At 33.3% G+C, this 22,406-nt stretch carries 14 protein-coding genes; 6 read left to right on the forward strand and 8 right to left on the reverse strand.

Annotated elements, in window-relative coordinates:
• Positions 1-39: 39 nt before the first annotated feature.
• Together ACUSJC_RS08295 and ACUSJC_RS08300 are read left to right on the forward strand one after the other, a co-directional pair.
• Complete coding sequence (locus ACUSJC_RS08295) at positions 40-1,380, forward strand: deoxyguanosinetriphosphate triphosphohydrolase (protein ID WP_449269156.1); 1,341 nt, start codon at positions 40-42, stop codon at positions 1,378-1,380.
• A gap of 84 nt (positions 1,381-1,464) precedes the next feature.
• Complete coding sequence (locus tag ACUSJC_RS08300; RefSeq protein WP_449269102.1) at positions 1,465-4,188, forward strand: T9SS-dependent M36 family metallopeptidase; 2,724 nt, start codon at positions 1,465-1,467, stop codon at positions 4,186-4,188.
• A 60-nt stretch (positions 4,189-4,248) separates the two neighbouring features.
• On the opposite strand, the gene ACUSJC_RS08305 is transcribed toward ACUSJC_RS08300, so the two are convergent.
• From ACUSJC_RS08305 to ACUSJC_RS08315, 3 genes are all read right to left on the reverse strand, one after another.
• Positions 4,249-5,166 carry a GYDIA family GHMP kinase gene (locus ACUSJC_RS08305; RefSeq protein WP_449269103.1) on the reverse strand — a complete coding sequence of 306 codons (918 nt, stop codon included), beginning with the start codon at positions 5,164-5,166 and terminating at the stop codon, positions 4,249-4,251.
• Positions 5,167-5,247: 81 nt separating this feature from the next.
• Positions 5,248-6,564 (reverse strand): hydroxymethylglutaryl-CoA reductase, degradative, encoded by a 1,317-nt coding sequence (locus tag ACUSJC_RS08310; protein WP_449269104.1) that lies wholly within the window; start codon positions 6,562-6,564, stop codon positions 5,248-5,250.
• A 40-nt stretch (positions 6,565-6,604) separates the two neighbouring features.
• Entirely contained in the window at positions 6,605-10,528 is a 3,924-nt protein-coding gene (locus ACUSJC_RS08315) for a PAS domain S-box protein (RefSeq protein ID WP_449269105.1), read from the reverse strand.
• Between the two features lie 595 nt (positions 10,529-11,123).
• Between ACUSJC_RS08315 and ACUSJC_RS08320 the strand changes: the two genes are divergently transcribed.
• From ACUSJC_RS08320 to ACUSJC_RS08335, 4 genes are read left to right on the forward strand one after another with little or no spacing between them, the layout of a single operon-like run.
• Positions 11,124-13,295, forward strand: a complete 2,172-nt coding sequence (locus ACUSJC_RS08320) for a S9 family peptidase (RefSeq protein WP_449269106.1) — start codon at positions 11,124-11,126, stop codon at positions 13,293-13,295.
• Positions 13,296-13,317: 22 nt separating this feature from the next.
• On the forward strand, positions 13,318-15,165 hold the full coding sequence (locus ACUSJC_RS08325) for a peptide MFS transporter (protein WP_449269107.1): 1,848 nt from the start codon (positions 13,318-13,320) through the stop codon (positions 15,163-15,165).
• Between the two features lie 7 nt (positions 15,166-15,172).
• On the forward strand, positions 15,173-16,978 hold the full coding sequence (locus ACUSJC_RS08330) for a peptide MFS transporter (RefSeq protein WP_449269108.1): 1,806 nt from the start codon (positions 15,173-15,175) through the stop codon (positions 16,976-16,978).
• A 50-nt stretch (positions 16,979-17,028) separates the two neighbouring features.
• Positions 17,029-17,493, forward strand: a complete 465-nt coding sequence (locus tag ACUSJC_RS08335; RefSeq protein ID WP_449269109.1) for a thioredoxin family protein — start codon at positions 17,029-17,031, stop codon at positions 17,491-17,493.
• 2 nt (positions 17,494-17,495) lie between these two features.
• Here ACUSJC_RS08335 and ACUSJC_RS08340 read toward each other — a convergent pair whose 3' ends face one another.
• The 5 genes from ACUSJC_RS08340 to surE are packed head-to-tail and all read right to left on the reverse strand — an operon-like array spanning position 17,496 to position 22,285.
• A complete protein-coding gene (locus ACUSJC_RS08340; RefSeq protein WP_449269110.1) occupies positions 17,496-19,505 on the reverse strand; it encodes a ComEC/Rec2 family competence protein in 2,010 nt (669 codons plus the stop codon).
• A gap of 31 nt (positions 19,506-19,536) precedes the next feature.
• Positions 19,537-20,097 carry a C40 family peptidase gene (locus ACUSJC_RS08345; protein WP_449269111.1) on the reverse strand — a complete coding sequence of 187 codons (561 nt, stop codon included), beginning with the start codon at positions 20,095-20,097 and terminating at the stop codon, positions 19,537-19,539.
• A 25-nt stretch (positions 20,098-20,122) separates the two neighbouring features.
• Positions 20,123-21,238, reverse strand: coding sequence for a lipid-A-disaccharide synthase (lpxB, locus tag ACUSJC_RS08350; protein ID WP_449269112.1), 1,116 nt, complete (start codon positions 21,236-21,238; stop codon positions 20,123-20,125).
• Positions 21,239-21,240: 2 nt separating this feature from the next.
• Positions 21,241-21,516: a hypothetical protein gene (locus ACUSJC_RS08355; protein WP_449269113.1), complete on the reverse strand. Its 276-nt coding sequence runs from the start codon at positions 21,514-21,516 to the stop codon at positions 21,241-21,243.
• 1 nt (position 21,517) lies between these two features.
• The gene (surE, locus tag ACUSJC_RS08360; RefSeq protein ID WP_449269114.1) at positions 21,518-22,285 is read right to left on the reverse strand and encodes a 5'/3'-nucleotidase SurE; all 768 of its coding nucleotides are present in this window, start codon (positions 22,283-22,285) and stop codon (positions 21,518-21,520) included.
• Positions 22,286-22,406 lie beyond the last annotated feature (121 nt).

The raw sequence follows: 22,406 nt of genomic DNA on the forward strand, positions 1-22,406 counted from the left end.
TTGAATAACTAATAATAAATAAAAAACTTCTGTTTTATGATGCAGTGGGAACAATTACTTTCGTTAAAAAGACAAGGCGATACAACCAAAAGATTACGTTCGGAACAAGATGATACGCGTTTAGGTTTTGAAGTAGATTATGATCGAATTATTTTTTCAACTGCTTTTAGAAGTTTGCAAGATAAAACACAAGTAATTCCATTATCTAAAACTGATTTTGTGCATAACCGACTAACGCATAGTTTGGAGGTTTCGGTTGTGGGGCGATCGCTTGGTCGTTTGGTAGGGAAAAAAATTATAGAAAAGTATCCGCATTTGCAATCTGTTCATGGCTATCAAATGAATGATTTTGGCGCTATTGTGGCTGCTGCTGCTTTAATGCACGATATTGGAAATCCTCCGTTTGGACATTCCGGTGAAAAAGCAATTGGTGAATATTTTAAAACCGGAGCCGGAAAGAAATTTCAAAACGAAATGACACCGAAAGAATGGCAGGATTTGGTTGATTTTGAAGGGAATGCTAATGGTTTTTCGGTGGTTTCAACGTCCAGAGAAGGTGTGGAAGGTTCCATTCGTTTAACGTACGCTACTTTAGGCGCTTTTATGAAATATCCGAAGGAAAGTTTGCCTAAAAAGCCAACTTCAAAAATTTGTGATAAAAAATATGGTTTTTTTCAGCAAGATAAATTATTCTTCAAAGAAGTAGCTGAAGAATTAGGATTGATTCCTAATAAAGAAGGAGATGATATTGGCTATGAAAGACATCCGTTAGCTTTTTTGGTTGAAGCTGCCGATGACATTTGTTATACAATTATTGATTTTGAAGACGGAATTAATTTAGGGCTAATTGACGAAGATTATGCTTTGGAATTCTTGATTAAACTGGTTCAAAACTCTATTGATAAGAAAAAATATAACGAACTTACCACTAAAGAAGACAGAATTAGTTATTTAAGAGCGCTAGCTATAGGAAGTTTAATTAATGATGCGGTTCAGGTCTTTTTAATGAATGAAGAAAAGATTCTAAAAGGAGAATTTTCAACATCTCTGATGGATAAGAGTAAATACAAAGCACAAATGGATGATATTATTGCCATTAGTGTGAAAAATGTGTACCAAAGCAAAGAGGTGATCGAAAAAGAAATTGTAGGGTATAATGTAATTAATGGATTATTAGCCGCTTTTTGCGGAGCTTATTATAACAAAATGAATGGTTGTGAATCCAACTACGATAAACTGGTTTTAAAGCTTTTGCCCGAAAAATTTCAAGTAGAAAAAAGAACTTTGTATGAACAATTACTACATATTTGTCATTTTGTGTCTTTATTAACGGATGGAAAGGTAATACAATCTTTCAAACTTATACAGGGTAATTTGTGATTAATTCTTAAAATTGCTAAAAATATTTGGAATTCTGTTGTAATGTTTTAATTTTGTTTAACTTAACTTAACTATAGATTAATAATGAAAAAAACATTACAATTTTTTGTTTTGTTTTCGATTGGTCTGATGGGCTTTGCTCAAGACTATAATTCGAAGATTCAAAATTATTTGGATAAAAACAGACAAAAATTAGAATTAACTCAAGCTGATGTTTCAAATTGGGTTGTTGAAAGTACTGCAAATAGTGATGCAACAGGGATAACAAATTATTATGTGAAGCAGAGTTATCAAGGGGTTGAAGTTTTTAATTCGGTATCTAATTTCTGGATTAAAAATGATGAAGTTATAAATGCAGATGTACAGTTTGTTCCAAATTTGAGTTCTAAAGTAAACACTGTATCTCCGGTAATTGATGTGCTTGGAGCATTAAGTTATGCACATCAAAAATTGAATGAACAATCAGTTAACCATCAAGTTATTGATTATAAAGAAGGTAAAATTGTGCTTTCAAATGGAGATTTATCAGGAGATCCTGTAACTGCTAAATTGGTCTTGTCTTCTATGAAATCAGAAGTAAGATTAGCTTGGGATTTAACATATTATACTCAAGATTATAAACATTTATGGAGTCTAAGAATTGATGCAGTAAATGGGGATTTGTTGGAAAAATTTGATATGGTGCTATCTTGTAATTTTAGTAAATGTGAAAATCTTTCTCATTCTCATAATCATGATTCTAGTTCTAATAGTTTTTTTGCATATAAAAAACTGTTTAATGCATCAACATCAAGTGTTTTAGCGGAATCAAGTGCTTATAATGTAGTTCCTTTTGAAATAGAAAGTCCAAATCATGGATCTAGACAGCTTTTGTCAAGTCCTTATAATTTAACTGCATCTCCTTATGGATGGCATGATACGAATGCAGCTGAAGGAGCAGAATACACTATCACGAGAGGAAATAACGTATACGCACAAGAAGATCATGATGGTGAGAATAGTACATTTGGAGCCAGTCCAAATGGTGGATCTGGTTTAACATTTGATTTCCCTTATGGAGGGGTAAGTGTTGCTCCTACAACTTATACAGATGCTGCAACTACTAATTTGTTCTATATGAATAATATTATGCATGATGTATGGTATCATTATGGTTTTAATGAGCTAAATGGTAATTTTCAGTCGCATAATTATGGAAGAGGAAATATTTTTGGCGGAGGAGCAGGAGATTACGTAATTGCAGATTCTCAAGATTCTTATGATATAACTGATGATCCTACTAAAAGAAATAATGCCAATTTCTCTCGTACTACAGATGGTAATAGCCCAAGAATGCAAATGTATTTATGGGATGTTCAACAAAGTGCACCCTATTATCTGACTGTAAATTCACCATCATCCATTGCTGGTGAGTATTATGCGGCAGATAATGCTTTTAATCCAGGGCATGTTGTTATACCTGGATCACCAGGTCTTACAACAGATTTGGTTTTATATCAAGATGCTACCTCTGATGTAACCGATGCCTGTGAGACAGCTGTAAATGCATCTCAAATAGCGGGTAAAATTGTAATTCTTAGAAGAGGGACTTGTAATTTTACGATAAAAGTTTTAAATGCCCAAAATGCGGGGGCTGTTGCGGTAATCGTTGTAAATAATGATACAGCTAATCCTGATCAATATGTAAATATGTCAGGCGCAGAAGCTGGAATTACTATTCCTGCAGTTTTTTTAACATACAATATAGGAGAGGCATTGATAGCTCAAATGACGAGTGGTGCGGTTAATGTGACTTTGAAAACTGATTTTGTAAATGCAGATGGAGATTTTGACAATGTAGTAATAGCACACGAATATACGCATGGGATTTCAACTCGTCTGATAGGTGGGAGAAATAACGCCTCTTGTTTAGAAAGTTCTGAGCAAATGGGAGAAGGATGGTCTGACTGGGCAGGATTGATGATGCAGATCAAGGCTGGGGATCAATCAACAGATGTCAGAGGTGTAGGAACCTTTGGCTATGATGAACCAACTGATGGAGTAGGTATTAGACAATATCCATATACTACGGATATGAGTGTTAACCCTTTTACTTTTGCGGATACTAATGGAATGTGGTATACAAATGCTTCAGGAGTTCAAGTTGTTGATGTACACTCTGTAGGTTCTGTTTGGGCAACTATGCTTTGGGATTTGACTTGGGCATATATTAATAAATACGGTTTTGATCCTGATAAATATAATGGAACCGGGGGAAATAATAAAGTGATGCAGTTAATTTTAGATGCAATGAAATTACAATCATGTAATCCTTCTTTTGTATCAGGTAGAGATGCTATTATTGCCGCAGATCAAGCAACAACTGGAGGACAAGACTATTGTATGATTTGGGAAGTTTTTGCCAGACGTGGATTAGGAGTAAATGCTTCTTCAGGAACTAATGCGACACCTGTTAGTAATACTGATACTACAGCTTATGTGGCAGGTATTAATGATCAAACGGAAGATTTTACTGAACCAGCTCCGGGACCAAATTGTACTTTAGCAGCTAGCTATTTTGATAATACAGATATGTTTAAGGTATATCCGAATCCGGCTAATAACAACTTAAATATTTCGATTTTGAATTATTCCGGTAAATTAAATGTTCAATTATATGACATTAACGGAAGAGTTGTTTTTGAACAAAAAATGGATAATTTTAGTTTAGAAAGCTCTGTGAATATTCAAAGCTTACAAGCTGGAATTTATATGTTAAAAGTTCAAGGTGAGAACTTGAGTTATACTCAAAAAGTAATCAAGAAATAATAACAAGACAGATTCTAAAATAAAAAAGGGAAGATTAATTAATCTTCCCTTTTTTATTTTTTATAAAACCATATCTGAATAAGTTAAAATAGTTTCAAATCCTTTTGACTTGAAATAATCCGTTGGGTTTTCTTTACTGATAACCATTACAAAATCGCCACCCCAAGCGCCTAAACTTTTAATAACTCCTTTAAAATCCGGAAAGAGTTTTTCTCTAACCGTTTCAGTTTCCAGAATGTCACTCATTAATACTTGGTGTTTTTCCATCAAATGAGCAAAATCACGTCCGCCTTGACAATCTAAAGCGTCAAAAGTTATTTTATTAATCTTAGCGATGGTTTTATCAGTGCTATGTTCTTTAGCAAAATAATGGGCAATTGCAGCGGTACTACTTTGTTTTTGGTTGAGATATACAAAGTGTATATTTTCTTTAAAAGGCGGATTGAAATTTACCTTTTTGAAATGAGGTTCGTTGTTCTCTAAATGATATACTATAGGGCTGTCCGATTGTGCACAAGCAACGTCATAACCACTGCCTCCAAAACTTTTTCGGAGTAGTTCAAAAGCATCAATTTGTAACCATTGTGCAATATTGTTCAACAAAGTAGAAGAGGTTCCCAAACCCCAAAGTCTAGGAAAAGTCAAATGAGTTTCTACTGTGTAACCTTCTGTTTGTTCAAGGAAAGAAGTGTTTTGCTGATAGGCTTGATGTAAAATTTCGATCAGTTTGTTTTTTACTCCCGAATTGATATCGGATTTTGTCTTCGAAATGATTTCTTCAAAAGGCAAAATGTCTTCAAACCAGATACTTTTATCGGAATCAAAACTGATCCATTTAATTTGTTTTTCCGGACCTTTACTGATTTCGAGTGTTTGACCATATTTTGTAGGAACGGCTAAAGCTTTGGCGCCATCTAAAACTAAATATTCGCCAGTAATTAGCAGTTTTCCGTTGCTGTAAAACTTTTGTGTTTCCATAGGTTATGTTCTAGCCCCGATAGTAGCGGCATCTTCCGCAGAATTGCGGAAATACAGCGAATAGCGGGAAATAGCTTCTCATTATTTTCGTAAGTTTTCTAGATAATCAACGACTAAACTGTGTGAAATAGTAGTATCTTTAAAATAATCTAGAACTTGTTGTTTTTCTTCTTTTGTAGCGTGATGTTGGTTTAGGATATTCATGATGTGCATTTTCATGTGCCCTTTCTGAATTCCTGTCGTGGTTAAAGAACGAACCGCAGCAAAGTTTTGAGCCAAGCCCGCCGCTGCTACAATTTGCATCAACTCTTCGGCTGATGGTTTACCCAACATTTCTAGGGAAAACTTAACTAAAGGATGTAACGAAGTTAAACCGCCAATGGTTCCTAAAGCCAATGGGATATCCATCCAAAAGGTGAAAATTCCGTTTTCAATTTTAGCATGCGATAAGCTGGAATATTGTCCATTTTTAGAAGCAAAGGCGTGAACACCGGCTTCGATGGCTCTAAAATCGTTTCCTGTAGCGATAACTACTGCATCGATTCCGTTCATGATACCTTTGTTGTGTGTAACGGCTCTGTAGGGTTCGATTTCAGCTATTTTAACAGCGGTAACGAACTTTTCGGCAAATTCCTTTCCGTCAATGGTTTTATCGTCGCTCATCTCTTCTACTGGAGCCGAAACTTCTACACGAACTAAGCAATTAGGGACGTAGTTACTCAAAATGCTCATGATAACTTGAACTGAGCGTTTATTTTGCTGGAAAAAGGGATATTCTTGCGCTTCGTTTTCTAAGGTTTTAGCAAATTGCTCTAAACATGTATTGATAAAATTTGCACCCATGCTGTCTTTTGTGTTGAAAGAGGCATGAAGCTGACAGTAGTTTTCTAATTCGTTGGTTTTGTTGACCAATTCGATATTAACTATTCCACCGCCGCGTTTTTGCATGTTTTTGGTGAAATTATCGGTATCAATCCAAAATTTAGGTTTGATGCACTCGAAAAACGTTTCTAATTCGCTTGGTTTCCCATCGAATAAAAAGTGAACTTGACCTATTTTTTCGGTGTCGATGATCGTGGTTTTGAATCCGCCTCTTTCGCTCCAAAATTTAGCGGCTTTTGAAGCTGCTGCCACTACAGAACTTTCTTCAATTGCCATCGGAATAGTATAGCTTTTCCCGTTGATGGTGAAATTGGGAGCTACTCCGTAAGGTAAATAAAAATTGGTTAACGTATTTTCAATAAATTCGTCGTGCAATTTTTGTAATGTTTCGCTTGAATTCCAATATTGTGTTACAATTTCTTGTGCTTCAGTAGGATTGCTGAAATACGTCTGTGTAATCCAATTGATTTTTTCTTCTTTTGTAAGTTTAGAAAAGCCTTTTATGTTGCTTGTCATGATTTTCTCATTTCATTTAGACTGGCAAAGATAGGAAATATTAGTTTTCTAAGGTTTGAAGCCACTTGAGAAGTGTGTTTTCAAAAATCTTTTTGTCAATAGGTTTTACCACAAAATCTTTCATGCCAATGTCCATACATTTTTCTTTTTCTCCGGCAATAATTCCGGCGGTTAGTGCAATGATTAGCGCATTAGGATTTGTTTTTAAGATTTCGGTTGCAGCATCGTATCCGTTCATTACAGGCATTTGAATGTCCATTAGAGTTATTCTAGGATTGATTTGTCTGTATTTTTCAACAGCTTCTAATCCGTTGTAAGCTTCGTGTATTTGTATGTTGGGAAAACTTTTTCCAATAAGGGTTTTAGTTAGCAAAAGATTGATTTTATTGTCTTCCACAATTAAAAGATCAAGTGTTTCGTTTGCCATATTTTTTTCTTCAGGCTGAACCTGCATTAAGGTTTCATCCTCATTATTGATCTTATTTAAATAGTTTTGTAAAATGTGTATTTTGATTGGTTTTATAATAGAAGAACCATTTTTGTAATTCTTTATTGCCGGAAAGTTAGTGGTTGCATTATGCATGACAATACACTTAACATTTGGATTGTCTTTTATGATTCTTTCGGTCAGATTTTCAGAAAGATATTCAAAATCTAAAAGCACTAAATCGTATTCCGAATCTGTAATTATTTCCGGGACAGTGTATTTATCTGTTTCTACATTGTTTTCTATTCCGAAGGCATTAAACATGCGCTGAATAATAGCTGCTGCTTTTGGATTATCTTCAACGATCAATACTTTTTTGAATTGGTTATTAACCAAAGTAAAATGAGTCTCACATTTTTTTGCTTTAACATTAAGTTCGAAGCTAAAAGTACTTCCATGACCAACATCGCTATCAATGAGGAGTTCACTATCCATCAATTTTAGAAGATTGTTGGTAATAGTAAGTCCAAGTCCGGTTCCTCCGAAATTTCGTGTGGTAGAAGTATCTTCCTGAGAAAAGGCTTCGAGTATTCGTTCTTTATTTTCGGGTTTTATACCTATTCCTGTATCTTTAATGCTAAATTTTATTTTTGAATTTCCGGCGGCATCTGTTTTATTGTCTAGGTTATAGATTTCTATTTCTATTTCACCTTCTAACGTGAATTTGATTGCATTACTGATTAAATTTTGAAGAATCTGTTTTAGTCTGATTTCATCAGTCCAAATATTGCATTTGACATCATCGTGAATATTGATTAGAAGTTCTAATCCTTTTTGATGCGCATTAAATTTCAGCATATCAACAGATTCATTGACAATAGTGTGTATGTTCACTTTGCGGTCATCCAGTAATAATTTTCCGGCTTCAATTTTAGAAATATCCAAAATGTCATTTACCACATCAAGCAATGTTTCTGCGGATTGATTTACCGTTTCCAAATATTGTTTTTGTGTTTCATTCACATTTGTGTTAAGAAGAAGCTTGCTGAATCCGATAATTCCATTCAAAGGCGTTCTGATTTCGTGGCTCATATTGGCTAAAAATTCAGATTTAGCTTTGTTTGATTTTTCAGCTATCTCTTTTGCCAGAATGGCGTCTTCTATATTTTTACGTTCTGTAATGTCTAAGATTACGCCTTCTAAATATTCTACGTTACCTTCTATAAGAATGCCTTCTCCGAATTCCTCAATCCAAATAATACTGCCGTCTTTTCGGATAATTCGGCTAGTAATGTGAAACGGTTTTTTATTTTGAACACTTTTCTTAATGTCTGCTAATGCTTTTATCCGATCTTCCGGATGGTATAAGTCTGACAATTTAATTCGGTTGTAAAAGAAGTCTTCTTTGGTATAACCCGTTAATTTTTCGATTTCATCATTCAAATAAATCTTCGATCGGTTTTCATCAAATTTTACTAAATAAACCCCGGCAGGAATATTATTGGCTAACAATTTAAATTTCTCTTCATTTTCCTGAATAGTGCGTTCGTTGTTAATGCGTGCTATTGTGTTGGAAATATTATTAGCTAAGGTTCTTAGGATGCTCATTTCTTCCAAAGACCATTTTCTTTCCATATAGCAGTCGTCAAAACCGATAAAGCCAAAGAATGTTCCTTTGTAAAAAAGAGGGATGATAAGAATGGATTTTACATGCTGTTTTAAAAGAATTGTTTTAAGATTGGAAGGTTGGATTTTATTGACAATAGCTTCAAAAATTTCGTTCTTAGACAATCTTTCCATTAAAACAGGAAATGTTTCGTGAGCAATATTTTGTAAATCAGGATTTTTGATTTCGCTCAATTCAGGTTCAGAAACCCATTCGAATTTTTGACTTAGCAGGTTTGTGTTTAAATCGTTTTCAAAGTAATAGAGGCGATTAACTTTGATTGCTTTGGCAATGACTTCAATAGAAGAATCTAAAATTTGATTGTATTCTTTTTTTATGAGTAATCTACTGGTTACTTCTGCAATAGCCGAAAGTATCTCGTTTTTATATATGATTTGATTTTCAGCGTCTTTTCTTTTGAATGTCTGAATAGCTAGTGCAATTATCTCTGAAACGGTTTTAGCGAAGTTGATGTCTTCATTCGTCCAATTCTTGATTTCATGGGTAGCTTCAAAACACAAGATAGCGGTTAAGTTACCTGAAATATAAATAGGAATATCAAGGATGGAAGTTATATGGTATTTTATGAAATAGGATTGATAAAACTCTCGAGTGAGCAGATTGTTTGCCGCATCAGAAGCAATAACAATAGGGGTTGTTGCTATCGTATTAAAATAATTGGGAAACAATTCCTTATAAAGTTTTAAGTCATTTTTTTGAGAGTGAGCATTTTGACTTTGGATATATAAATTGTCAAGGCAAATATAGGTTTCAAAATTTTCCCAAAGGCTTACCCTTTCTATTCCTAAACCAATTGCAGCTTCTTTTGTGATGTGTTTTAAAAGAGATTCTAAGCTATCAAAACTTAAAAAGTTCAGAATGGAGAGATTATTTGAAATCTGATTGAGATAAGATATTCTTTCAATTCTATTTTTTTCTTCTAGCTCTGCTGATTTTGTAGAAGTAATGTCTCTCATTATAGCAGAATAACCGGTTATTTTACCTTCGTTATTTCTATGAACGGATATTTTTTGGGAAACCCAAATAGTATTTTTGTTCTTATCCACTATAGGTAAATCCAAAACGACAATTTCATTGTTCTCTAAAGCATTCTTTTTGTAATAATCTGTAAGAGATTCTTTGTAATCATATCTGATAAAGTCACTATAATGTTTACCCACCAGATCATTTTCATCATATCCTAATAGTTCTAAAGTAAAATTGTTGCAATACGTTATGTAACCGGACTGATCTGTTTCATAGATAATGTCTCTTGCATTTTTGATCAGATCATGATATTTATTTTCTATAAGTATTTTAGAAGTAATATCTTGACCGCTGGCAACAAAAAGGTCGTCGTTGTATTTGAAATCAGACCATTGAATATGCTTAAAATCGCCATTTTTGCATTTTAATTTTCGGTCATAAATAGTATTAGGCTTAAATTTTAAATTATAATCAATATCCTCAAATTCACGATCCTGAGTTAGTCTCCAAAAGTTTTTACCTTTCACTTCTTCTGGGGTAAAACCTAAAATTTTTGTAATAGAGTCATTGCAATATATAAGATTCCCTTTGGCATCCATTGCAATAATTAAAGAATTAGCATTGTTAATGATCTCATTAGTAAAGAAGAGGTTTTCATTGGAATGGATAATGTTTAATCGTCTTGCAAAATTGATGATGAGAATCACAAAGACTGAATTAATAAGAGAGATGAGAGCTCCTGTGTCTTCTTTTTTGAAATAAAGAAGTCCCATTAAAATTAAAAAAGAGATGGAAATGAATAAAAAGTAGGCCTTAAATCGTTTAAATATGTTGAAAGAGAAAAAAAGAGCCAATAAAAACTCTGAAAAAACAATATAGTTCATTTTTTCAAAAGAAAGATCATAGACTATTGAAATATAGTAGCCGATGAAACAAATAGTAAAAAGAGTTGAAGCATATTTTTTATACTTCGGTAATGAGGTTAAATAAAAAAAAGAAAAACAAATAAGACTACAAACAATATAATAAAAGATTTTTCCACCTTCATAAATTTCAAAAAGAAGTCTGAAAACTTCTGCAACGGGGAAGATTAAACCTAAATATAAGAAGTAAGTATTAAATTCTGAATCTTCATGTGTTTCTAAGAGTAAATTATTCTTTATGTTGAACTGTTTAGACTTATTTCTGATTCTGATAAAAAAAACAGAAATAACAATAAACGAACAGAAATAAACTAAGAAGTATTTATAAAAAACGGCAAAATCAATGGACATAAAAGAGAAATAAGAGACATTTTTATGATGCGTCTCTAAATTTGCAAACCCACGAAAAATAAAGTGGTGAAAATATGACATTGATATGAAAAAATTGATGATTTAAAGTTAAAAAAAAAATATTTGTTTCCTTAAAATAGGTTAAAATTTATGGCTGTTTCATAAATTTTCACTAAAATTGAACGTTTTTTACATATTTTACAAAATGAAGACTTTTAAATTTCTGTCAATACTATTTTTATTCCTTTCTTTTTCAGTTGTTGCTCAACAAAAATTAACTTTAGAGGAAATCTGGTCTGGTGCATTTAGATCCCAAGGGATGGATGAATTGTATGCCATGAAAAATACGAACCAATATACGGTATTGAATTTTGACAGAGCTAATAGAACCATGCAAATTGATCTTTACGATTTTGCAACGCTCGATAAAGTAAAAACACTTTTCGATACTAAGAATTTTTCTGAAATTCAATTTGTAGACTCGTATTCTTTTGATGCAAAGGAAACTAAAATTTTAATTGCTACCAACTCAAAGCCTATTTTCAGACATTCTTTTACTGCTGAATACTTCATTTTAGACATTGCGAGTCAAAAAATACAAAAACTAACAGATAAAGAAATTCAAGAACCTACTTTTTCACCTGATGGAACCAAAATAGCGTTTGCTTTTCAAAATAACTTATATATCAAAGATTTAGCATCAGAAAGTGAACAACAAATTACAACTGATGGTAAAAAAAATCACATCATTAACGGAATTACCGATTGGGTTTATGAAGAAGAATTTGCTTTTGTGAGAGCATTTGATTGGAATGCAGCAGGAGACAAAGTAGCTTATATTCGTTTTGATGAAACCCAAGTTCCGGAATTCTCAATGGATATATATAACCAAGGTTTGTACCCAACACAAGAAGTATTTAAGTATCCAAAAGCCGGAGAAAAAAATTCAGATGTTTCACTTCATATTTACGATGTAAATGCAAAAGAAACAAAACAAGTAGATCTGTCGAAATATAACGATTTTTACATCGCGCGTTTAGAATGGACAAATGAAACAAATACATTAAGCGCTCAGGTTTTAAATCGTCACCAAAACAATTTGGATTTGTTGTTTATCGATGGAAAAACCGCTGCATCCAAAGTAATTTTGAACGAAAAAGACAAAGCGTATGTCGATGTTACGGATAATTTAACGTTCTTGAGTGATAATAGTTTTATTTGGACTTCAGAAAAAGACGGATTCAATCATATTTACCACTACGACAAAAGCGGAAAATTAAAAAATCAAGTAACCAAAGGAAAATGGGAAGTAACTTCTTATTATGGTTATGACGAAAAAAATAAAACAGTTTACTATCAATCGGTAGAAAACGGTTCTATCAATCGCGATATTTATGCGGTTAAAATCGATGGAAAAAATAAAAAGAGACTATCAAATCAAACGGGTACAAATGATGCTACCTTTAGCCCAAACTTTCAATATTATATCAATAGTTTTTCTAATGTAACTACCGCACCGGTTTATACGTTAAATAGTTCTAAGGACGGTAAAACGATTAAAACTATTGTTGAAAATAAAGCTGTTCAAGAAAAATTGGCTACGTATAATGTAGCACCAAAAGAATTTTTTACACTTACTACAGAAAAAGGACACGAATTAAATGCTTGGATCATCAAACCCAAAGATTTTGATTCGTCTAAAAAATATCCGGTTTTTATGTACCAATATTCCGGACCAGGTTCTCAGGAAGTAGCTAACAGATGGAATGGAATCAATGATTACTGGTTCATGATGTTGGCACAACAGGGCTATTTGGTAGTTTGTGTCGACGGAAGAGGAACAGGTTTCAAAGGTGCAGAATTTAAAAAATGCACGTATAAAGAATTAGGAAAATATGAAGTAGAAGACCAAATTGATGCAGCAAAAGTTTTAGGCAAATACAATTATGTTGACGCTTCAAGAATCGGGATTTTCGGATGGAGTTTTGGAGGATTTATGGCCTCAAATTGTATTTTTCAAGGGGCTGATATTTTCAAAACAGCCATTGCTGTAGCGCCAGTTACAAGTTGGAGATATTACGACAGCATCTATACCGAACGTTATATGCAGACACCTCAGGAAAATGCAGAAGGTTATGATGCTAATTCACCAATTACCCACGTTGCAAAATTAAAAGGAAACTTTCTATTAGTTCATGGAACAGCAGATGATAATGTTCACGTGCAAAATTCTATGAAGATAATAGAGGCTTTAGTTCAAGCCAACAAACAATTTGATTGGGCTATTTATCCGGATAAGAATCATGGTATTTACGGAGGAAAAACACGTCTTCAATTGTATACCAAAATGACTAATTTCATAAAAGAAAAACTATAAAACCTAACAAACTAATCAAAATATGAGCGAAGTAACAGCAAGTCAAAAGCATCCAAAAGGACTTTGGGTACTATTCGGGACGGAAATGTGGGAGCGTTTCAATTTCTATGGAATGCGAACACTATTAACTTTATTTATTGTTAATTCATTAATGATGAGTAAAGAAGATTCCTCCTTAATCTATGGAGGTTTCTTAGGATTATGTTACTTAACACCAATGTTAGGTGGTTTTATAGCCGATAGATTTCTAGGTAACCGTTACTGTATAATGCTGGGTGGTCTATTAATGGCCATCGGTCAAATGTTGCTGTTTTTTAGTGCCAGTATCTTTAGTTCTAATCTTGAGTTGGCAAAAACACTATTGTATGTAGCTTTAGGAATCATCATTTTAGGAAATGGTTTCTTTAAACCAAATATTTCTTCAATGGTTGGTAGCTTATATCCAAAAGAAGAAAAAAGTAAATTAGATACCGCATTTACGATATTCTATATGGGGATTAACGTAGGTGCATTTTTAGGGCAGTTTATATGTCCAATGGTAGGAGATGTTGTAAATGCAGATGGGACACGTGATATTTTTGCTTTTAAATGGGGATTTTTAGCAGCTTCAATAGCAATGATGATTGGAACAATCACTTTCTATCTTTTGAAAGATAAATACGTAATTACTCCGGAAGGGAAACCGATTGGAGGCTTGCCGAAAAATAACGATGCTTCCGACTTTGAAGAAGGAGAAGCAACATCGGCTAAATTTTCAACAAAATCAATCGGTATTGCAGTAGTTGCATTTGTAGTTTTGACAGCAGTTTTCAATCAATTGTTTGGACAAAACTGGATATATTCTATTATTTATGGTAGTGGTTTAACATTAGCAGGTTTAATTTTATCAGACACTTCATTGACTAAGATAGAAAGAGATAGAATCTTAGTGATTTATATTGTTTCATTCTTCGTAATATTTTTCTGGGCTGCGTTCGAACAAGCGGGATCTTCTTTGACTTTTATCGCAGACAATCAAACAGACAGGAATTTCTTCGGATGGAATATGCCACCTTCAATGGTACAAATTTTCAATGGAATCTTTGTTGTGGCATTCGCTGTTCCGTTTTCAATGTTGTGGGATAAACTAAGAGCAGCAGGAAAAGAACCGACATCTCCTTTTAAACAAGCTATAGGTTTATTATTAATTGCGGTGAGTTATTTTATTATTGCACACAATGTAAAAGATTTAGGTAATTCAGGCTTGTTAGCTGTTAAATGGCTTGTGTTATTATACTTAATTCAAACTTTTGGAGAGCTTTGTTTATCACCAATTGGGTTGTCGTTAGTAGGTAAATTAGCTCCTAAGCGTTTTGCTTCATTATTGTTTGGTGTTTTCTTTTTGTCAAATGCATCAGGATACGCACTAGCAGGAACTTTAGGCTCTATTTTACCGGCAACGGGTGAACAATTTACTAGAGCTGAAGAAGCAGGAATTGATTTGCAAGCAGTGTTAGATAAAACAGTAGAGCCTACAGGAAAGGATTTATTCTTGTTAGCTCAATTCAATATTGCTAAAATTAAAAATGAATCTTTGGAAAAAGAGTTGAAACCAATTATTGAACAAAACAATAAGATGATTGAGACCTCTAAAAAAGAAAATGAAAACTTCAAACTTGATAGAGAAAAATTGACTTTTCCTTCAGTAGATACTCTTACAAAAATTGAATCTGAAAAGACTATCGTTGCAGCTAATCCTGTATTTGCAGGTTTTGAAATTCATAATCTATTCGAATTTTTTATGGTGTTTGTAATCTTATGTGGTGTTGCTTCAGTTATATTATTTATGTTGACACCAACATTAAAGAAAATGATGCACGGAATTAAATAAAATATATATGAGCCAAAATTCAACAGACCAATTTTTTAAAAATCCAGTTTTAGGACATCCTGCGGGATTATTTGTATTGTTTTTTACCGAAATGTGGGAGCGTTTCTCGTTTTACGGAATGCGTTCTTTATTAATATTGTTTTTGACAGCGTCATTTACCGATGGAGGTTGGGAATGGACAAGAGAAAATGCATCTGCTCTTTTTGGGTCGTATGTTGGCTTGGTCTATTTGTCTACCATGTTAGGCGGATATTTTGCAGATAAAATTATTGGTTTTAGATGGGCGGTCGTTGTAGGAGCTGTTTTAATGACTTTAGGTCATGCTTCTATGGCTGTAGAAACTGAATTTTCAATATATTTAGGATTAGTTCTTTTGGTTTTTGGAAATGGCTTCTTTAAGCCCAACATGACTTCGATAATTTCCGAAATGTATAAAGATAGACCTGAGAAAAAAGACGGAGCTTATACTTTATTTTATATGGGGGTAAATGCAGGTGCATTTTTCGGGATTTTATTATGCGGTTACTTAGGTGAAAAAGTAGGATGGAGTTACGGATTTGGATTGGCCGGTATTTTTATGTTCTTCGGAATGTTACAATTTTGGTTATCTCAAAACATCTTTGGAGACATTGGCTTAAAACCAACTGCAGAGAGTAAAGCGAAAGCTGAAAGCAGTGATACTGATAAAAAAAATCCTTTTACAACCGTTGATTTAATTTTAATAGGAATTTCTTCCGTTTTAGGATTATTATGGATTTTAAATGATCCTGCTTCTAAAATTTCTGGTGGTGCGGTAGATATTTTCGGTTTTTTAGGCGAAAATGGTAACAATATTGCTATTCTAACAGCATTAGGTACTTTTATTATTCTTTTGGTGAGTCGTTTATTACGTTATTCTCAAATTACCAGAGAAAAAATGATCGCGGTTACATTCTTTGCTTTTTTAACTATTTTCTTTTGGGCAATTTTTGAACAATCGCCTAACTCTTTGACCATCTTTGCTAATGACTATACTAATAGAGTATTAGACGGGAATTGGAGTACATTTTTCTTGATAATTAATTCTCTAATAACTATAGTTCCTTTAGCAATTATTACTTGGGTTTTGTTTTTATTATTCAAACAAACATTTAAAAATTATGCAGTTGCTAATTTGATTCTATCAACAAGTTTTGTGATCATTTGGGGAATTGCTATTTGGATGTTAATTAAAGATTTTTATTCTGCGGGTTATTTAACACTTTCAGAGTCAACATTAGAATTTCTAAAAATAGAAAAAGTTACAAACCCTCTCACAGAAGTTCCTGCAACTTGGTTCTCAACCTTGAACTCCTTATTTATTATCTCATTAGCACCTTTATTTTCCAAATGGTGGGAAAGTAAATATAATCCTAGCGCAAACGTAAAATACGGAATTGGAATGGGATTATTAGCACTAGGTATGGCTTGTGTTGCAGTAGGAGCTACAGGTATTGAACCAGGAGCAAAAACAGCTTCTGTTAGTATGATTTGGCTAATATTAGTTTATCTTTTTCATACAATGGGAGAACTATGTATTTCGCCGGTAGGATTATCTTATGTTTCTAAGTTGGTACCAGCAAGAATGATTGCTTTTATGTTTGGGGTTTGGTATTTAGCAGTTGCAATAGGTATGAAAGGAGCAGGTAAATTTGGAGAGAATATTGATAAAATTGCAAATGAGCATGGTTTAAGTTATTTCTTTTGGATGTTAACCATTATATCTGTTGTTATTGCTATTTTATCTATAGTAATGTCGCCAGTTATAAAGAAATTAATGCACGGTGTAAAGTAAGTTACATAACTTGGCACTCTTTTTGTTAAATTTACAGAAAAGAATAGAAAATGAAAAAAGCTTTTGTATTATCCTTTTTATTTTTAACGTTTTTAACCTCTCAGGCACAGGAGCTTAAGTGGTACACTGATGTTTCAGATGCAGCTAAAGAATCATTAAAAACGAAAAAGCCAATGATGTTTTTCTTTACAGGATCTGATTGGTGTGGCTGGTGTAAACGTTTGGAAAAAGAAGTTTTTCATACACCTGAGTTTGAAAAATGGGCAGAAAAAAATGTAGTTTTAGTTGAACTTGATTTTCCCAAAAGGACACCGCAAGGCGAAGCCTTAAAACAGCAAAATTATAATCTTCAAAATATGTTCGGGGTAACAGGTTATCCAACAATTTGGTTTGTGAAACCTGAGCAAAAAGAAGGTAAAAAAGTTAATCTTGACGCCTTAGGAAGTACCGGATATGTTGCCGGAGGTCCTGAAAAATGGTTAGCTGTAGCCAATGGTTTACTAGTCAAGAAATAATTTTAAAATTGATATAATCCCTTTTCAGAAGTTGCATGAAAAGGGATTTTTTCTTTTCTACAAGTAGTTTTCCAATTTTGTAAAAGGTAATATGAATTACTGCCGTCTGCAATAATTAATTTTGGACGAACAGACTGAATCATTCGTTCTAAATTGATTTTACAGTTTTGTGTTAAAATGATAATTTCTGGTTTAAGAGTCGTTTTATAAATACCCAAGCTGTCAAGGATTAAACATTTTTTACCCTTTACAATCAAAGTATTGTTCAAGGGTTCGATTCTCATTTCATGGCAAAACGACTGTTTCTTATAATCCGAAATAATTCTGTTATTTTCGTCAGGAGCATTCGTATAAGCAATTGCCTTTTGGTTTTCTTTTTCGATTAAAACGGTTTGTTTACTATTAAAAAGAATAAATTCTTGTTGCGATTGATGATGTAAAACCGTCGTAATGTAGACCAATTGAAAACTCAAAATAGTACTTAAAAAAAGTTGAAAACGAAAATAGTTTTTCTTGTACAGCCAAAAAACAAAACTAATGATAACAATATAACTCACTACGCAAAGCAAAGTGTTGAAAGAAATGTTTTGTATTCGAAAGAAATCCCATTGGTTCAACCAAGAAACATATTGATTGAGAAAAGTAACCAAAAAATCAATTATTGAAGCAATGAAGTTGTTAATAATACTTGGGAGCCAATGAAGAATAAGAATCGCAATACTTCCGATTAAAATCAAAGTTATCATTGGAATCACTAATAAATTGGCAAAAAGAAATAAGGTCGGAAATTGATTGAAATAATAAATACTCAACGGTAAAACTCCAATTTGTGCCGCTAATGAAACCAAAACTAAATCGATGCAATAGCGAATAATTCTGTTTTTACGAACTTTAAATTTGCTGAATAACGGATTAAAAATGAGAATACTCAACACCGCAGCGTAACTCAATTGGAAACCAACATCAAAAAGGGAATTCGGATTGAGAAGTAATAAAAACAGTGCGGAAACTGCGACTAAGTTATATGAAATGTTCGTTTTGTTTAACAGATTTCCGATTGCAACCAAACTAAAAATGGTCACTGCCCGACTGATAGAAGGCGAAAGCCCGGTTAAGAAAGCGAAGAACCACAAAAAGACAATGGTGATACCAAACTGGATATATTTGCCGTGTTTTATTCGTTTTAAAGGTTTGATGAGAAAGGCTAAAACAAAATATAAAATACCAACGTGTAAGCCTGAAATAGCCAAAACGTGCATTACTCCGGCATTTTGATATTCTTTTAATAACGAATCGTCTAGTAAAAAGCGTTCGCCTAAAATAAGAGCTTCAACTATCGCTAAGGTTTCCGGTTTCCAAGAATAGCTTTCAAAAATTTGGGTAATTCTCTTTTTGGTTGTGTATAAATAATGACGATAACTTTTTTGATTTCCCTTTTGTAACGAAGTAGAATCTTTAAAGAAAATGACACTGTAAATCTGTTGGTTTTCTAAATACTTTCCGTAGTCAAAGGAATTGTTGTTTAAATTTTTGGGTAAAGGCGAAAATTGGGCACTAAAAATAATTTGGTCATCAGGTTCAAAAGTAAATTGGTTTGTCTTTGGGACATAGAATAACGCTTTGCCAAAGGTTTGCTTTTGGTCAACACTAGTAATTTCGATCTGATATTTTTTGTTTTTGGCAGAAGCCCGATATTCGTTTAAGATATGAGCCGAAATAATTTGGTTATCTGCTTTTTCAAAATGCGAATAATGATTTTTGTATTGGTTTTCCTGATGAAGATCGAGCCAAGAAAAGCCTAATGTTGAACAAAAAATAAGAGTTATAATTCCAAAAAAAGAAGTAGGAATAAGTTCTTTTTTAGCCTTAAGAAAAGCCCATAACCAAGTAGCTAATGTTGCTAGCAATACTCCGTAAAGCACAACTTTAGGCAATTGAAAATAATGACGTATAAAAATACCAAAAGCGACACTAATAGTGTAGACAATCAGTGGAAATGGAAAAAACTTCAAATCGTTAACTTCAAATTAAACCAACAATCTTTTACTCAATCAATCGGTTAATTTGCGCATATGTTTTTTCAAAATAGCGCTCAGCAGTAGAAGATATTATAACTCCCGAACTCGTGGAAGCATGTATGAATTTTATTTCGTCATCAACAATTTCAGTGATAATACCAACGTGATTAATGGAACGACTACCGTTGGTTTTAAAAAAAATTAAATCGCCCGGTGAAGCATTGTTTTTATTTACTTTTCTACCTTGGTCAGCTAAACTACTGGAAGTTCTCGGGACATTAATGTCAAAACTTTTAAAAGAAGCATATACTAAACCTGAACAATCCATTCCTGATTTGGTAGTACCACCGGTTCGGTATTTAACTCCTCGATATTCCATAGCTTTATCAATAATTTGATAGGCCAGACTATTTTTAGAAGCTTTTTTCTTTGTTGACTTTTTTTTGCTTTTGGTAATGCTTTTTTCTTCGTTATAGCTGTAAAGTCCTCTTGATTTTGCTTCTTCTTTTGAGGTTACAATTGTGGATTGTGTTTTACAGCTTACAGCCAAAATACCCAATACTAAAATGTATACCAGTTGCTTCAATTTCTTCTTTTTTGCTAATGTAAGATTATTTTTTAAAACTATCTATTATTAATTGTGCCGTTTTTTCGCTAGCCCCGGTTCCTCCAAGCTTTGTCTCCAATAAATTGAAGTTTTGAATCATTTTTTCACGTCCTTTGGTTTCTAAAATCTTTCCCAATTCACGCTTTAAATTCACAGTGTTCAGGTCGCCTTGAATCAATTCGGTCACTATGGTTTGATCCATGATTAAATTGACTAACGAAATGTATTTTAAAGTGATAATTCTTTTCGCAATTTGATACGAAATCCAATTTCCTTTATAACAAACGACTTCGGGAACTTTAAAAAGAGCCGTCTCCAAAGTTGCGGTTCCGGAAGTAACCAATGCAGCATAAGCTACGCTTAGTAAATCGTAAGTTTTATTGGTAATGAAATGAATGTTTTTATTCGTCAAAAAAGGTTGATAAAAACTATCTTCTTGTCCGGGAGCACCGGCAATCACAAATTCATAATCTGGGAAATATTGAACTACCGAAAGCATAATGGGTAGTTTTGTGTTGATTTCCTGTTTACGGCTTCCGGGTAACAATGCAATAATCGGTTTATTACCTAAATTATGCTCTTTTCTGAAAGTTTCTTCGTTAACCGAATTTCGGTTTTCAATAGCATCAATTAACGGATGCCCCACAAAGTGAACCGGGAAATTATGTTTCTTTTCGTAAAAATCTTTTTCAAAAGGCAAAATAACGTACATGTGATCGACATCGCGCTTTATGGCCGTAATTCTCTTTTCCTTCCAAGCCCAAATTTGAGGAGAAATGTAGTAATGCGTTGGTATCTTTTGCTCTTTTGCCCATTGTGCAATGCGCATGTTAAACCCAGGATAATCAATAAAAATTAAAGCATCAGGTTGAAAAGCAGCGATATCCTTTTTGCAAAAAGAAATATTGTTTAAAATGGTTTTTAAATTCATTACTACTTCGGCAAAACCCATAAAAGCTAAATCACGGTAGTGCTTTACTAAAGTTCCGCCAACTTTTTGCATTAAATCACCGCCCCAAAACCTGATTTCGGCCTGTGAATCTTTATCAAAAAGAGCTTTCATTAAATTGGAACCATGTAAATCGCCAGAAGCTTCGCCCGCAATAATGTAATATTTCATGCTTATAGAATTAGAGTTAAAACCGTTAAAATAAACATTGCTAGAATGACTCCTCTCGCCATTAGCTCTTTGTTTCTATTCAATAAAAGAAAGAAGATGATTAAGTTTAAAATGGCTCCTAAAGTAATTACTTTGCCTATCATACCTGCTTCACGCATTAAAATAAAACCTTCGATAAAACCGGCTTTAGTAAAAAATTGAAGAGCTATAAAACAGCCTGTAAAACTTCCTGCAATCCCAATGAGGAAGCCAATGATAAAATCTTTTTTATTTTTCATTTTATAAATCCCAATTGTTTAGTGTTTGAATAGCATGATGAGCTGTTAAATCAAATTGTACCGGAACTACAGAAACATAGCCATTTTCTAAGGCGTATTCATCTGTATCTTGACCTTTGTCTTGATTAATGAATCGACCTGTCAGCCAAAAATATTCTTTCCCTTGCGGGTTAATGCGTTTGTCAAATTCTTCAACCCACATTGCTTTCGCTTGACGACAAACTTTAATTCCTTGGATTTCCCCTTTATCAGCTTTTGGAAAGTTGACATTTAAAACAATTCCATCAGGTAATCCATTATGTAGAACCTCTAAAGCAATTTTTTTGACATACTGTTTTACGGGTTCGAAGTCGGTGTCCCAACCATAATCTAAATGTGAAAAACCAATAGCAGGAATTCCTTCAATACCGGCTTCAACTGCTGCTGACATTGTACCGGAGTAAATTACATTGATAGAAGAATTGGATCCGTGGTTAATACCTGAAACACATAGGTCGGGTTTTCTTTTCAAAATTTCATGTACCGCCATTTTTACACAGTCTACCGGAGTTCCTGAGCAGCTATATTCGTGTTCAATTTTTTTATCTAAATATACACGGTCTAAATGTAGTGTGTTATTTATGGTAATAGCGTGTCCCATGCCACTTTGGGGACTATCAGGAGCAACTACAACTACATCGCCTATCTCTTTCATTACTTCTATAAGGGTTCTGATTCCCGGTGCTACAATGCTATCGTCGTTGGTAACTAAGATTAAGGGTTTGCTCATAATTTTTTTTTTTGCTAAATTAATTAAAATTCGCGCAATTACTCTTTTTCTGGTCGAATTGTGTAAAGGCTTTAACAAAAAATTATCGTACCTTGCCATAAAGTGGCATAGTTTTTTATGT

This window comes from Flavobacterium sp. U410, assembly GCF_053570605.1.

Coding starts and splice junctions, on each gene's coding strand:
- ACUSJC_RS08295 (WP_449269156.1), top strand. CDS start 40: ATGCAGTGGGAACAATTACTTTCGTTAAAAAGACAAGGCGATACAACC.
- ACUSJC_RS08315 (WP_449269105.1), bottom strand. CDS start 10,528: ATGAACTATATTGTTTTTTCAGAGTTTTTATTGGCTCTTTTTTTCTCT.
- surE (WP_449269114.1), bottom strand. CDS start 22,285: ATGAGCAAACCCTTAATCTTAGTTACCAACGACGATAGCATTGTAGCA.
- lpxB (WP_449269112.1), bottom strand. CDS start 21,238: ATGAAATATTACATTATTGCGGGCGAAGCTTCTGGCGATTTACATGGT.
- ACUSJC_RS08310 (WP_449269104.1), bottom strand. CDS start 6,564: ATGACAAGCAACATAAAAGGCTTTTCTAAACTTACAAAAGAAGAAAAA.
- ACUSJC_RS08305 (WP_449269103.1), bottom strand. CDS start 5,166: ATGGAAACACAAAAGTTTTACAGCAACGGAAAACTGCTAATTACTGGC.
- ACUSJC_RS08355 (WP_449269113.1), bottom strand. CDS start 21,516: ATGAAAAATAAAAAAGATTTTATCATTGGCTTCCTCATTGGGATTGCA.
- ACUSJC_RS08330 (WP_449269108.1), top strand. CDS start 15,173: ATGAGCCAAAATTCAACAGACCAATTTTTTAAAAATCCAGTTTTAGGA.
- ACUSJC_RS08335 (WP_449269109.1), top strand. CDS start 17,029: ATGAAAAAAGCTTTTGTATTATCCTTTTTATTTTTAACGTTTTTAACC.
- ACUSJC_RS08320 (WP_449269106.1), top strand. CDS start 11,124: ATGAAGACTTTTAAATTTCTGTCAATACTATTTTTATTCCTTTCTTTT.
- ACUSJC_RS08300 (WP_449269102.1), top strand. CDS start 1,465: ATGAAAAAAACATTACAATTTTTTGTTTTGTTTTCGATTGGTCTGATG.
- ACUSJC_RS08325 (WP_449269107.1), top strand. CDS start 13,318: ATGAGCGAAGTAACAGCAAGTCAAAAGCATCCAAAAGGACTTTGGGTA.